Origin of the sequence: Thiobacillus denitrificans DSM 12475, from assembly GCF_000376425.1 — a bacterium.
GTDB classification, from domain to species: Bacteria; Pseudomonadota; Gammaproteobacteria; order Burkholderiales; family Thiobacillaceae; genus Thiobacillus; species Thiobacillus denitrificans.
The window spans coordinates 117,335-130,670 of sequence record NZ_AQWL01000005.1 but is presented as its reverse complement, the minus strand read 5'-3'; the positions used below and the strand labels follow the sequence as shown (position 1 = coordinate 130,670).

General features: G+C 61.1%; 17 protein-coding genes and 1 pseudogene. 14 read left to right on the top strand and 4 right to left on the bottom strand.

Annotated elements, in window-relative coordinates; all coding sequences use genetic code 11:
* The first annotated feature begins 33 nt into the window (after positions 1-33).
* From B059_RS0109485 to B059_RS0109475, 3 genes are all read left to right on the top strand, one after another.
* Positions 34-348 (top strand): hypothetical protein, encoded by a 315-nt coding sequence (locus B059_RS0109485; RefSeq protein ID WP_018078012.1) that lies wholly within the window; start codon positions 34-36, stop codon positions 346-348.
* 68 nt (positions 349-416) lie between these two features.
* Complete coding sequence (locus tag B059_RS0109480) at positions 417-779, top strand: PRC-barrel domain-containing protein (RefSeq protein ID WP_018078011.1); 363 nt, start codon at positions 417-419, stop codon at positions 777-779.
* Between the two features lie 355 nt (positions 780-1,134).
* Positions 1,135-1,563, top strand: a complete 429-nt coding sequence (locus B059_RS0109475) for a hypothetical protein (RefSeq protein ID WP_018078009.1) — start codon at positions 1,135-1,137, stop codon at positions 1,561-1,563.
* A 292-nt stretch (positions 1,564-1,855) separates the two neighbouring features.
* Here B059_RS0109475 and B059_RS21435 read toward each other — a convergent pair whose 3' ends face one another.
* Positions 1,856-2,110, bottom strand: a complete 255-nt coding sequence (locus tag B059_RS21435; protein WP_018078008.1) for a BON domain-containing protein — start codon at positions 2,108-2,110, stop codon at positions 1,856-1,858.
* Between the two features lie 15 nt (positions 2,111-2,125).
* Positions 2,126-2,266 carry a hypothetical protein gene (locus B059_RS21430; RefSeq protein ID WP_018078007.1) on the bottom strand — a complete coding sequence of 47 codons (141 nt, stop codon included), beginning with the start codon at positions 2,264-2,266 and terminating at the stop codon, positions 2,126-2,128.
* Between the two features lie 545 nt (positions 2,267-2,811).
* Here B059_RS21430 and B059_RS0109460 point away from each other — a divergent pair.
* The 11 genes and pseudogenes from B059_RS0109460 to B059_RS0109415 all read left to right on the top strand — a co-directional run bounded on the left by B059_RS0109460 (position 2,812) and on the right by B059_RS0109415 (position 12,507).
* Complete coding sequence (locus B059_RS0109460; protein ID WP_018078006.1) at positions 2,812-3,204, top strand: hypothetical protein; 393 nt, start codon at positions 2,812-2,814, stop codon at positions 3,202-3,204.
* Between the two features lie 149 nt (positions 3,205-3,353).
* A pseudogene (locus B059_RS21425) lies at positions 3,354-4,604 on the top strand (catalase); the annotation flags it as partial.
* Between the two features lie 105 nt (positions 4,605-4,709).
* A complete protein-coding gene (locus B059_RS21420; protein WP_272867462.1) occupies positions 4,710-5,447 on the top strand; it encodes a catalase-related domain-containing protein in 738 nt (245 codons plus the stop codon).
* Between the two features lie 150 nt (positions 5,448-5,597).
* Positions 5,598-5,981: a hypothetical protein gene (locus tag B059_RS0109450; RefSeq protein ID WP_018078003.1), complete on the top strand. Its 384-nt coding sequence runs from the start codon at positions 5,598-5,600 to the stop codon at positions 5,979-5,981.
* A gap of 40 nt (positions 5,982-6,021) precedes the next feature.
* Entirely contained in the window at positions 6,022-7,947 is a 1,926-nt protein-coding gene (locus B059_RS0109445; protein WP_018078002.1) for an AsmA family protein, read from the top strand.
* A gap of 179 nt (positions 7,948-8,126) precedes the next feature.
* Complete coding sequence (locus tag B059_RS0109440) at positions 8,127-9,227, top strand: AI-2E family transporter (protein ID WP_245538769.1); 1,101 nt, start codon at positions 8,127-8,129, stop codon at positions 9,225-9,227.
* Positions 9,228-9,498: 271 nt separating this feature from the next.
* Positions 9,499-9,813, top strand: a complete 315-nt coding sequence (locus B059_RS0109435) for a BON domain-containing protein (RefSeq protein WP_026177417.1) — start codon at positions 9,499-9,501, stop codon at positions 9,811-9,813.
* A gap of 74 nt (positions 9,814-9,887) precedes the next feature.
* The gene (locus B059_RS0109430) at positions 9,888-10,103 is read left to right on the top strand and encodes a CsbD family protein (protein WP_018077999.1); all 216 of its coding nucleotides are present in this window, start codon (positions 9,888-9,890) and stop codon (positions 10,101-10,103) included.
* A 129-nt stretch (positions 10,104-10,232) separates the two neighbouring features.
* Positions 10,233-11,303: a flavodoxin family protein gene (locus B059_RS0109425; protein ID WP_018077998.1), complete on the top strand. Its 1,071-nt coding sequence runs from the start codon at positions 10,233-10,235 to the stop codon at positions 11,301-11,303.
* A gap of 86 nt (positions 11,304-11,389) precedes the next feature.
* Complete coding sequence (locus B059_RS0109420; protein ID WP_018077997.1) at positions 11,390-11,941, top strand: hypothetical protein; 552 nt, start codon at positions 11,390-11,392, stop codon at positions 11,939-11,941.
* A 59-nt stretch (positions 11,942-12,000) separates the two neighbouring features.
* Positions 12,001-12,507, top strand: coding sequence for a DUF421 domain-containing protein (locus tag B059_RS0109415; protein WP_038058479.1), 507 nt, complete (start codon positions 12,001-12,003; stop codon positions 12,505-12,507).
* 146 nt (positions 12,508-12,653) lie between these two features.
* On the opposite strand, the gene B059_RS21235 is transcribed toward B059_RS0109415, so the two are convergent.
* Together B059_RS21235 and B059_RS21230 are read right to left on the bottom strand one after the other, a co-directional pair.
* A complete protein-coding gene (locus tag B059_RS21235; RefSeq protein ID WP_018077995.1) occupies positions 12,654-12,971 on the bottom strand; it encodes a hypothetical protein in 318 nt (105 codons plus the stop codon).
* A 38-nt stretch (positions 12,972-13,009) separates the two neighbouring features.
* The gene (locus B059_RS21230; protein WP_018077994.1) at positions 13,010-13,306 is read right to left on the bottom strand and encodes a hypothetical protein; all 297 of its coding nucleotides are present in this window, start codon (positions 13,304-13,306) and stop codon (positions 13,010-13,012) included.
* Between the last annotated feature and the right edge of the window lie 30 nt (positions 13,307-13,336).

Sequence of the window (13,336 nt, the reverse complement as noted above, 5' to 3'; positions counted from 1 at the left end):
CTCGCGTGCACCAGATAGACAGGAGCGAACCAGATGACATCCAGTACCTCTAAATCCAGGGTCCAGGGCGAAGGCGATTACGCTTCGGCCAAAAAATACAACCAGCATGTCCGTGAGTTCGCGCAATCCGGCAAGGTCGAACAGGCGGCCCGGGACGCAGCCCCGCGCAATGCTCAGGAGAAGGACGAAATGCGCAAGGCCGAGGCCGAGGGACGCGCACATGCCAGGGGCCAGAGCAAGGTCGAGCAGGACAAAGGCTCGCCCGGCCGAACCAAACCGGTCAAGAAAGCCCCCGGCAAGTACCCCCAGGGACACAACCCGATCCCGGAAAAGCTTCCGGGACGTTGAGTCTGCGTGTCCGCATGCCTTCGCGGAGGTGTCCCATCCACAGGTCCTAACAGAACCAGGAGAATCTCATGAATCCCACTACCGCCAGCCCCGTCCTCTCCTCCAGCACGATTTCAGGCGATAAGGTCGTCAATCGTAACGGGGATGATCTGGGTGATATCAAAGACTTGATGATAGACGTCGATAACGGCCGCGTCGCCTATGCCGTGCTGGAATTCGGCGGCCTGTTCGGCCTGGGCAGCAAGCTGTTTGCGGTCCCGTTGTCGGCGATGGAGCTAGACGCAGAGAACCACCGCTTCATTTTCGATCAGAGCAAGGAGAGCCTCGAAAACGCGCCGGGCTTCGACAAGGATCACTGGCCGAACTTCTCCGATCGCGCCTGGGGGTCCTCCGTACATTCCCATTACGACGTGCGTCCCTATTGGGAATGAAGCGGGCGCCGGGCGAGTGTGCGCCCTTCTCGATCAATGTGATTGATTGACGAAAGAGAGGACGATGGGCAGCAGGATGTCCAGCTGGGGCCTGTGCATCAACTGCACGTGGTGGCAGATCGAACCGGCGGCCACCCTGGCCAGCACCACCCATGGGCGCTGTATCGAGCAAAGCCTGCAACCCTGTCTGCTTCGTGTTTCCGGCGGCAGCGGGTGCGGGCTGTTTGTCGGGGGCGAGCCGGCCCGGGTGGAAGGGGCCGCGGCCTGCCCTCCAGCCGCTAAACCCACGCGTTGACATCGTGGCAGGCGGGAAATGGGTGGCGCCACGCAGGCGCCAAATGAATCCGCTCATCAAATGTTCGTATGTGACCAGGCCGGAAGCGGGCTGGCACGACAGCAGGCGCCGCTGATCGACCCTGCAGTCGCCGGTAGTGTTCAATTTTCCGGAGAATCCATCATGCCAAGAGGAGACAAATCGTCCTACACCGACAAGCAGAAGCGTCAGGCCAAGCATATCGAGGAGGGCTATCGGGAGCGTGGCGTTGCCCCGGATGAGGCCGAGGCGCGTGCCTGGGCCACCGTCAACAAGATGACGGGAGGCGGCAAAAAAAGCGGTTCCGGCCGGGACAAGGCGGTGAACAAGGCGCCTGCAAAAAAAGGCGGCAGGGCGGGCGGAGCGGCCGCAGCCTCGCGCACGGCCGCGGAGCGGAGCGCCTCCGCCAAAAAGGCGGCGGCGACACGCGCTAGGAAGGCGGCGAAGAAGAAGCTGGGCTCGCCGGACTGAAGGCCGAAACGCTGTGCGGGATTGGGTGCTGAAAAGAAGCCTGCCGCGCGCCACCCTGCCTGGGCGTCCTCTTCCATGCGCTCGAGCTGGCACAGAAAAAATCCGTTATGCCGTCACTGGTCGTGACCGAGAGAGGGGCTGATAGACGCACGCATCGTCGATGCCCTCTGCCAGTCGGAAAAAGCGGGCAGGGTATTGCCTTGCCAGGCGTGCCCGGCCGGCGAGCAGGCAGCCCATCAGCCGCCGCCGGTGTTACAGGGCGGATCGGGCGTGACCGGATGGTGTGCGGGATTCACTGGATCGTAAGCTGGTTGTCCACGCGCACCACGCCTTCGACACCCTGGGCAAGCTGCGTGGCGAGCGCCTTCGCGGCATCGCTTTGCACCGAACCGGTCAGCACCACCACGCCCTGGTCGGTGTCGACGGAGATCTGCAATCCCTTGAGCGTATCGTCCAACAGATACTTGCCTTTGATCGCGGCAGTGATGGTGGCGTCATCGATGGCCTGCCCTGCCTGATCAGCTTTGTTTTCCAGCGTGTCGCCCATCTGTTTGGCCTCGTTTCAGGCGTCTGTCGTGGCCTGGTCGATGGTTTCACCGGCCGTTCTGTTTTCTTCCGCGGCGCGGTCGCAACCGGTGGCGAACAGGGTCAGGCTGGATACGAGGGTGATTGCGGCAATACCGGATCGGGATACGGTTTTCATGGAATTCTCCTTGCTTATGCAGGTGGGGGGCTAGAAAAAATGCAGCTTCACAAGTGCCAAACATGCCGAACATTTCGCGTCGCCGGAAGGGTGTCTCCGAACCTGCACGCTGAAGGCTGCGTAGCAGGTACGAATTTATTCGCGTAAAGGGGGCGCTCGTATAGGCGAAGTACGCGCGGTCTTGTAGGACAACCGCAACAAATCCCGTCCGTCGTCAGAAAAAGGCGCCGCACCGGCTTGCCTGCCCCATGCCTGCATGGATTGCCGATGCCGCCGCCCGGCGCAGTGAGCGGCGCGCAGGGGGCACTGTTGTCCAATAGGCACCCGGATTGTCCGGGCCGGTCCCGCAGCCCTGCCCGTTTCCGCGATGCGGGAAGGCTGCGTCAAGCGGATTGGCGTCAGCATTGACCTACAGTTCCTGTCGTCAAAACCTACATGTTTCTCAGTGACGGCGGATATCGACCCTGGAGCCGGAGCGCTAAATTACGCACATGCTGATTGGGTCAGCGTAAGTCGTGATTTCATCCAACTCCAAGGAGAGACAAATGAAACTTCGTACAGCCCTATTTTTTGCACTGGGTCTTGCTGTCATGGGCCCCACCTACGCCGCAGACGTGAAGGATTCGATGGAAGACCGTGCTGAAGCGCGCTACGACGCCGCGAAGGACATGGCCAAACAAAACTACGAGGCGGCCAAGGAAAACTGCAAGAACATGTCCGGTAACGCAAAGGACACATGCATGAAAGACGCCAAGGCGGAATACGTCAAATCCAAGTCCCAGGCCAAGGTGGATAAGAAAACCGGCGAGGAGCAGGCGGAGGCCACCGACGACCAGCTGAAGGCTTACTACAAGGCGGCGAAAGAGAGATGCGACGCGCTTTCGGGCAACGCCAAGGACATGTGTATCAACGATGCAAAAATGAAATATCGCCAGTAATCACGCTGGCATTGAACGATGGCCATCCGCTCCAGCTCCGGCCGGGGCGAGGCTTCTCCCTTGTATCGTCTGGAGGAGCCGTTCAGCGTGACATCGACAAGTGTCATACCGGCACGATGTTCAGCAGGTCGTGCAAGGAGAAATAGCCCATGGCTAGGCAGAAGAAGAAACCCTCCCGCGCAACGGGGCATGCATTCCACGCAGGCAATGCGGGCGAGCTTCACCAGACGACGGATGAGCGGGACAACGCGTTGACGACGAATCAGGGCGTTGTGATTGCCGACAACCAGAATTCCCTGCGCAGCGGGGAGCGCGGACCGACGCTGCTCGAGGATTTCATCCTGCGGGAAAAGATCACCCACTTCGATCATGAGCGGATACCCGAGCGCATCGTGCATGCACGCGGCTCGGGCGCGCATGGCTATTTCGAGGCGTATGGCAACCTGAGTGAGCTTACGCGCGCGGCATTCCTGTGAGACCCCGGTGTCCAGACGCCTGTGTTTGCCCGCTTTTCGACGGTGGCGGGCGGCGCCGGCTCGGTCGATTTGCCGCGCGACGTGCGCGGTTTCGCCGTCAAGTTCTACACGCAGGAAGGCACATTCGACCTGGTCGGCAACAACATTCCGGTGTTCTTCATCCAGGACGCGATCAAGTTCCCCGATCTCGTCCATGCCGTCAAGATGGAGCCCGACCGCGGTTATCCGCAGGCGGCGAGCGCCCACGATACGTTCTGGGATTTCGTGTCGCTGATGCCGGAGAGCTGGCACATGATTCTGTGGGTCATGTCCGACCGTGCCATCCCGCGCTCGCTGCGCATGATGGAAGGATTCGGCGTTCACACGTTCCGACTCGTCAACGCGGAAGGGGTGTCGACTTTCGTGAAATTCCATTGGCGGCCGCGTATCGGCAGTGCATCAGTATTGTGGGACGAGGCGGTCAAGATCAGCGGGGCCGACCCCGATTTCCACCGCCGCGACTTGTTCCAGGCCATCGAACGCGGCGACTTCCCGGAATGGGAATTGTCGATCCAGGCTTTCGACCAGGCCACCGCCGACTCGTTTCCGTTCGACGTGCTGGACCCGACCAAGCTGATTCCGGAAGAAAGGGTGCCGCTGCAGCCGATCGGAAAAATGGTGCTGAATCGCAATCCGGACAACTTTTTCGCCGAAACCGAACAGGTCGCCTTCCATCCCGGACACATCGTGCCGGGGATCGATTTCAGCGACGATCCCTTGCTGCAGGGCCGGCTGTTTTCCTACACCGACACCCAGCTGTCGCGCCTGGGCGGGCCCAATTTCCACCAACTACCGATCAACCGGCCGCGCTGCCCGATGCACAACTTCCAGCGCGATGCCCTGATGCAGATGGAGGTTCCCGGTAGCCGTGTGAACTATGAACCGAATTCGCTCGACCCTGCTTCGCCGAGGGAAAACACCTCTGCCGGTTTCGCCACGCATCCCGTCACGCAGAGCGGTGACAAGCTGCGGGTGAGATCGGAAACCTTCATGGACCACTACAGCCAGGCCCGATTGTTTTACCGTTCGATGACCGTCCCTGAACAGGACCACATCGTCAGCGCATTCGCCTTCGAACTCGGCAAGGTGGAAACGCCGGAAGTGCGCTGCCGGGTGCTCGGACACATCAAGAACGTGGATGCCGGGCTCTGCGATCGGGTGGAGCAGGCATTGGGGATGCAGGGCCAGGTGGACAGCATTCCTCCAGCTGTCGAGCCGATCGACATGCAGCCTTCTCCGGCACTGAGCCTGCTGGCGAAAGCTCAACCCACGCTCGAAGGCCGCAAGATCGGCGTGCTGGTCAGCGAAGGCTGCGAACTGTCCATCGTGGATCAATTGCAGGCGTCCGCGGAAGCGGAGGGCGCAGTGCTCGAACTGATCGGCCCGCATATCGGCGCAGTCGGATCGAACAGTCACATCGCGATCAAACCCCATCATGCGATTGCCGGCGCACCGTCCGTGTTCTTCGATGCCGTGGTGGTGGCGGTTTCTGCCGAGGGGGCCGAGGCCCTCAAGCAGCAAGCGGCGGCGCTGAATTTCATACACGATGCCTTCGCCCACCTCAAAATCATCGGCTTTACCGCGGCGTCGATGCCGCTGCTGGACCGCGCCGGAATCGATATCGACGACGGCGTCGTCGAGATGGAAACCAGCCAGGACATGGCCGCCTACATCGAAGCCGCCAAAAACGGCAGGTTCTGGCCGCGTGCGGCGACCATCAAAGCGTAAACAGGCACAAGCCTGATGCTTTCACATGGAGACCCGAATGAATTCCTTGCCCGCCAGACATCCACTGCAACGGGGGGCTCGCGGCAAGCAATCGTGCCTGAATGATTTCCCTTCGACAAACCTGTCCCAATCAATCTGTGAGGAACCCGCATGAACAACAGCGAAAGCGTGATTCACGACGGTGAAATCCCGATTTACGACGCAGTCAGGTATCTGACCCGAGAAGAGGTGGAAGAAACGGTCAGCAGAAATGCGGCCGCCATGAACTTCGCCGTCAACGATGAACACATGAGCGTGATCCATTCCCTGATCGAGCACTACAAGCAGGATTGCACGTCGCGCGATTGCCTGGCCGCGCACGAGCATATGCGTTTCCTGGAAGAGACCTATGAATTCAAGGGCGGCAGCAAGTACCTGTACATGCTGTTCGATGCCGTTCCGGATACGCGCGGCGTATTGGTGCCGATCCACAAGCTCGCCAGCTTGCCTTCCCTGCGGCTGGATACGGACAAGGGCTTCGGTACGGCGTTCTGAACGAAGCCTGCCGTGATGCCCGCTGTGTTCCTGCTGAATCATGCGCGCACCTCTCACGCTGCCACGCCAGCTGAAATGGGTCGGAGTCGCACTGGGGCTCGTCACCATTCTCGGCGTGATCCTCGCCAGCCTGCCGAACTGGAATGCGCTGCGGGGCCCTCTCGCTCGCGTCGTTGGCGACAAGACGGGCCGTGAGCTGAACATCGGCGGAGACCTGAAGATCAGTCCCGGATGGCCGATCCTGCACGTTCATGCGTCGGATGTTACATTTTCAAACCCGGCCTGGGCGCGGGAAAAAAACATGATCGAAGTGAGGGAGGTGACGCTGGGCGTGGCCATCCCATCCCTGTTCCACCGCAGGCTGGCATTTGACGAGGTTCACCTCGATCGTGCCGGGGTCTATCTGGAAAAAAGCCCGGACGGCAGGAAAAACTGGCTGCTGGACCGGAATCAGCGCGATGACAAGGCGCGTGTCGTCATCCGACGGTTGGCGGTCCGCGACGGCCGGATTGACTATCGCGATCCGGCGCAGCGGACCCATCTGATCGCCCGGGTCTCGACGCCGGGCAGAATGGTGGGCAAGTCGGTCCTCCCTTTGCAGTTCAGGGTCGAAGGGCATTACAAGGGACAGCCGCTTACTGCCGCGGGCGCAGGCGATAGCGTGCTGGCCCTGCGCGATGACGGGAAACGCTATCGACTGAGCCTCGGCGGCCGGATCGGACCTACAGCGGTGCGTGCCTACGGCCATGTCACCGACCTGCTCAAGCTGTCTGCGGTCGACCTGCAGATTGCGCTGCGTGGAGGCAGCCTCGCGCAACTCTATCCGGTACTGGGGATCGTCTTCCCCGATACGCCACCCTATGCGACCCGAGGCCGCCTGGTGCGCAGCGGCAAGCTGTGGCGTTATGAAAAATTCCAGGGCCGGATTGGCAGAAGCGACATTGCCGGCACGCTGCAGGTCGATACCGGCGCACCCCGCCCTTTTCTGACGGCGACCCTCGATTCAACCCGACTGACTTTTTCCGACCTCGGCCCATTGGTCGGCACCCGGGACACGCAGCAAGCGGCGACGCGCGATGCCTCGACGCGGAATCGCGTGCTGCCAGCCGTCGCGTTTCGCACCGGACGCTGGCCGCGGATGGACGCCGATGTCACGCTGAATGCACAGTCGATCGAACGCCCGGATGCACTGCCCATCGACCATCTGTCCACCCGCTTGCGCCTGAACGACGCCGTGTTGCGGCTGGATCCGCTGAAATTCGACGTCGCCGGCGGCACGCTGGCCGGAACGGTGAAACTGGATGGACGCCAGGACCCGATCAAGGCGGCGGTCGACCTGAAGGCGCGCAGCCTGAGAATTGCCCGCCTATTCCCGACCGCCGATCTCAATCAAACGAGCATCGGCGAATTCAACGGGAACATCGAGCTGGCGGGCGAGGGAGACAGCGTGGCAGCCATGCTGGGCAATGCCGACGGGCAGGTGGCCATGGTGGTGGATGGCGGCATCATCAGCAAACTGATGATGGAGACGGTCAGCCTGCATCTGCTTGAAATGCTGCAGCTCAAGCTTGCCGGCGACGAAGTCATCCGCATCCGCTGCGGTGTCGCGGATTTCGGCGTGAAGGAGGGAATCATGCAGGCGCGTGCACTGATACTCGACACCGACATTGTCCGCATCGATGGCAGTGGCCGCATCGATCTGCGGCAGGAAAAACTCGACCTCCGCATTGTGCCCCGGTCCAAGAAATTGAGCCTGGTGGCGTTGCGCACCCCCATCCATCTCGAAGGCCGATTCTCCGGGCCGGAGGTGAGTCTGGACAAAGGCAAGCTGGCGATGCGCGGTCTGGCTGCGGTGGCGCTGGGTGCGGTCAATCCCGCATTGGGCCTCATCCCGTTGATTGAAACCCGCACCGGGGTGGACAGCGAATGCAGACGATTGATTGCTGAAACGGACGCGCGGACCTGACGTGTCCCGGCTTGACGAGCAGGTCTCTGGCATGCGGAAGCGGACCTGCGGCAGGCAAGCCCGGAGTTCGAGGCGCCTGAAATCATACACAGCGGAGGTGATGCATGGAAAACGGGAGCGAGAGGATAGCCGGTCCCGGCAAGGCCGTGGAAAAACCATTCGATCAAGGTGCACCAGATTTGGCCAGGATTCCGACCGAAGCCCATAACGTCCCCCTGATTCTACTGACCGTGTTTGCGGGCATTTTCATTCTGGATTGGGCCCAAACGGTATTCATTCCCCTGATGCTGGGCGTGATCCTGAGCTATGCGCTGTCTCCGCTGGTCAGCCTGATGAGCAAGTGGCACATCCCGCGTGCGGTAGGTGCCGCGTCATTGCTGCTGCTGATCGTGGGGGGCGTGGGGTCGATGGCTTATTCGCTGCAGGACGAAACCGCGAGCATGATTCAAACCCTGCCCGACGCAGCCCGGAAATTCCGGCAGACCCTGCGCACGGAATGGGGAAGTTCGAAGGGTGCCATCGAGAACGTGCAGAAGGCTGCAGACCAGATCGAGCATGCGGCGAGCGAGACGGCGGCCATTCCGAAGCCGGTGCCGCGTGGAGTGACGCGGGTCCAGATCGAGGAGCCGAAGTTCAACATCCGGGATTATCTGTGGAATGGCACGATCGGTGCACTGTCCTTCATCAGTCTGGCAGTGATGGTGTTGTTCCTCGCCTATTTTCTGATGGTGTCGGGCGATACGTTCCGGCGCAAGCTGGTCAGACTGTCCGGCCCGACCCTCGGCAAGAAGAAAATAACCGTGCAGATGCTGAATGAAATCAGCACCCAGATTCAGCATTACTTGCTGGTCCAGGTGTTGACCAGCGTGCTCGTGGGAGTCGCAACCTGGCTTGCATTCATCTGGGTCGGCCTGGAACACGCTGCAGTGTGGGGCGTGGCGGCGGCGGTACTCAATCTCATCCCCTATCTGGGTGCGATCATCATCACCGTCGGATCGGCATTGGTGGCCTTTCTTCAATTCGGCAGCACAGGCATGGCGCTCACGGTGGGCACGCTTTCGCTGGTCATCAACAGCCTGGAAGGCTACCTGCTGTCGCCCTGGCTCATCGGACGGGCAGGCCGCATGAATGCAGTGGTGGTGTTTGCTGGAATCTTGTTCTGGGGATGGCTGTGGGGGGCGTGGGGACTCCTGCTCGGCATGCCGATCATGATGGGAATCAAGTCCGTGTGCGACCGTGTCGAAGAGTTCAAACCCGTCGGCGAATTCATGGGTGACTGAGCCCTCGGCGGAGCATTGGCTCCGCTGCAAGGCCACGCGCCGGCTTTTCAGGTCACGCCACTGCCCAGCGGGCTTCATCAAATCCTACACGCAGAAGCGCAGCTTGCTTATACAAGTGCCAGCCCGCATCCCTTACAGTGATTTCATGGCTGGGCACGACGCATCAGGCTGCTTACACAGCAGTGTGGTGTTTCCCCGTTCCTGTCTCGTTGTTGAAGCAGACGCTGGTCCAGAAGTTAAACCCCGAAGTCAGATCAGAAAGGACTCCAAAATGAATACGACCCGGTTTTTAGGCGCAAGCCTCCTGACGGCAAGTCTCCTGGCGATGGGAGGGTGCACGGTCATGCGCGAGCAATCCACGGTTGGGCAAGCTGTCGACGATACGGCCATCACGACGCAGGTGAAAGCCCGTTTTGCAGAAAGCCCTGCCGTCAGTGCGCTGGCGATCAATGTTGAAACGCTCCATGGCACTGTCCAGTTATCCGGCTTTGCCAAGAGCGAAAGCGAGCGGAGTGCGGCCGAATCAATCGCCCGCAAGGTGCCGAACGTGAAGGCCGTCAAGAACGACATTGTCGTCCGCCCGTAATCGTCGCGCATGCCGGGCGGCCTGCCTGGATGTGCGTTTTTCCGTAGTGCTGCACGAGTGAAAAGGAGAGAAACATGAACTGGGACATCATCGCAGGCAACTGGAAGCAAGCCAAAGGTAAGGTCAAGGCGCAATGGGGCAAGCTTACCGACGACGATTTCGACGTGATCAACGGCCGCCGCGAACAGCTCAGCGGGAAAATCCAGGAACGCTACGGGCTGTCCAGGGACGACGTGGAGAAGCAGATCAACGACTGGCAAAACAAGGCCAGTAACGACTGGTTCCATTAAGCCTGAAGCCAGGCAACCCGCATGACGCGGGTTGCGGATCTCCGGCCGGCCAGGGGCCGGCTTGCTGCGAGCTCGCCATGCCGGTACGAACCCTCCACGACTGCGCTCGCAAGACGAATGGAGCGAAAAATGACAGACGTCCGCACGGGTCAGGCGCCGGCGATGCTGACACGCGAAGAGTTCGGGAAGCGATTTCGCATGTCGTTCATCGATCCCCTGTTCGAATCCGCGTCGGATGCCATCGACCGGATCGAGGACATTGCGTGGCAGGCATACAGCAAGGGCCGCAAGTCTCCGCTCAGCCGGCAGGCGGGTGCGGGGTTTGCCGATCCGGCTTTCGAGTTGTCGAGCGAATGGCTGGACACCCGGCAGCGTCTGATCCGGGCACAGGATGCGTGGGCCCGGCCCGAAACTCCGACACGCGTTTTACTGATCTGTGGCGCCGCCCGGAACGATGGCACCTGTCCGGGCGAGATGTCGAAGACTTTCCGGCTTCTCGAACAGATTCGCGGGGTGTTCGCGACGACAGGCATGCACGCCGATGTTCTCGACCTCAGCTTGCTGGCATCCGAATACGGGCGCCGCATCCATCCGTGCAAGGGTTGCGTGTCGACCGCGATGCCGCTGTGCAACTGGCCCTGCTCCTGTTATCCCAACCATGCCCTGGGCCAGACCAGCGACTGGATGGCTGAAATCTACGAGCGCTGGACGGCCGCCCATGCGGTGGTCATTGTGGCGCCGGTTTACTGGTACCAGAGTCCGAGCCCGCTGAAATTGATGATCGACCGCCTGGTCTGCGCCGACGGTGGCAATCCCGATCCCACCCGCACATCCGGAAAAAACCCGGTCAAGGCCAAGGCCCTGGAAATGGCGGGGTGGGATTATCCCAAGCATCTGGCGGGGCGCGTGTATGGCCTCATGGTGCATGGCGATGTGGCCGGCGTGGAAAATTCGCGCCGGGCGCTATCCGACTGGCTCGACTGGATGGGGCTGATCGATGCCGGGCCGCAGGCTCGCCTGGACCGCTATATCGGTTATTACGAGCCCTATGCCACCAGCCATGAAGCCCTGGATCGAGACGATGCCGTCCAGGAAGAGGCTCGCAACGTCGGTCGCGCGGTCGCACAGACGGTGAGCGCATTGCGTAGCGGACGATGGCAGCCTGATCATCCGGACCTGCGCAATCCCAGACCCAAATAAGCGGCAGGCTGCCGGAATGGGAGGCATGCCGTCCGGCATGGAGTCTTCCCGCTAAGGGCGAGCCAGTGAGATGGAAAGGAGTGGCGATGAGAATCAAGAGGCTCATCTTCGGCGAACGATCGCTGACCAAGGTGGCCGGGCTCTTTTCTAGCAAGAGCCTGGCAGAAAGCGTTGCCCGGCAGGTAAAAGAGACGGCCGGCCTGGATGACCCCCAGGTCTATCTGGTGGGACCGCCCGATGGAACAGCCTTCAATAGCGTTGCGTTTTCCCGCAAACTGGAACCGGAGTCGGCAGGTATCTGGCGTACCCTGACCCGGGCGCACGTGTTTGCCGGCACGGTCGGCGTGATCGCCGGCATCCTGATTTATGTCGGCTTCATCGCGGCGGACAACGCCGCCGTCAAGAGCACACCCGGCATGAGTCTGGTGGCCATGGTCTTCTTCGGCGGTTTGATCGGACTGCTGCTGGGCGGCTTGCTGACCGCTCGCCCCGATCACGCACGCGTCATCACCATCGTGCGACGTGCCATCCGGCAGGGACGCTGGGCGGTAGTCATCCACCCCCTGACGCAGCGGCAGCTCGACGTGTCCATGCGCGAGTTGCGTGAACGTAGCGATCGTGTGGTACGCAGCCTGTAGATACGCAGGTAGGCGCGTGCCGCGCATGAGGTCTCCGGCTGACCGGAGAAAGGCGTGAGATGGGTGTTCCGATCGACTGGAGTGCGCTCCTTGTACCGTCCATGCATCTCGGCGAAGTCATGCTGCGTGGCACGGCTGTTTACCTCTTCCTGTTTGTCCTGCTGCGCATACTGCGGCGCGAGGCAGGACAGGTCGGCATTTCCGATTTGCTGGTGGTCGTGCTTATCGCCGATGCGGCCCAGAACGCCATGGCCAGTGAATACCGTTCCATCACCGAAGGCGCCATCCTGGTTGCGACGATTGCCTTCTGGGATTACTTTCTGGACTGGCTCAGCTTCAGGGTGCCAGTCCTGCAGCGCCTGCTTCGCCCGGCGCCCCTGCTGCTGATCAAGAACGGACGCCTGCAGCGGGAGAACATGAAGCGGGAAATGCTTCAGGAGGACGAATTGCTGGCGCAATTGCGTGAAAACGGGGTGCGCAGCGTGGGCGAAGTGAAGACGTGCTACCTGGAAGGGGATGGCCGCATCAGTGTCATTGCCAGGACCTCGAAGGGAAAGAAGACTTGAGTTGCGGGTGAGCCTGCGGTCCGGCATTGAGCAGACCGCAGGCGTTTTTCTGTCTTGCAGTGGCCATGGTGTTTCCTTTCGCATATCGGATTTAACAAGCGGTCAGGGATATCCAACCCAGGGCTTCAAGCGTTCGGGCTGTCCCGTCATTTGACGGCCACCCGGTATCCGCCACAATAAAACCTGTCCCGAATTGCTGTCAGACGATGCCCATGATTCGCCTCTTCTTCCGCGCCCCGGGCGCTGCTGCCTAGCGGATCGAAATCGATCCAGTCTCCGTCCTGCAGCGTTCCTTCCGTTTCTTCCAATACCTGTGCGCGCCCACCGAGAATCTTGGTTGCGTCTTCGCGTTCTGCGGGTGTCTCCACAGCGACGGCCAGCACGAGGCTCGCCTTGGGGAGCTCGTCAGCAGGAGGCGCGCTGCTTTCGTGAACGGGATCGGCCTTGGGGCCGGGTTCATCCATGTTGCTCAGCGCACCGACCAGTGACCCGGTATAAGCGCCTACGGCGGCACCCAGCAGCGGACTGGCAGAGGACCCAGGACAGGCATCGTGGCCACGCCGATCAGGGCTCCCGCACCCATGCCGCCCGCAGCCCCTCGCATCGCACCGAATTTGGCGTCGTGGGTTCCCGGTGACTCGTCTTCATCTCCGCCCACCGGGTAAATGGCATGCTGGCCTCCCGGATTGACATAAAACATGCTCACTTCGGCCGCCGGGAATCCTGCGTGCAACAATTCCCGCCTGGCGCTTTCTGCCTCACCCTGCTGGCTGAAACGACCGACAATGATTGTTTTCATAAGCAACGCTCCTGTGGTGGGTGGAAAAAC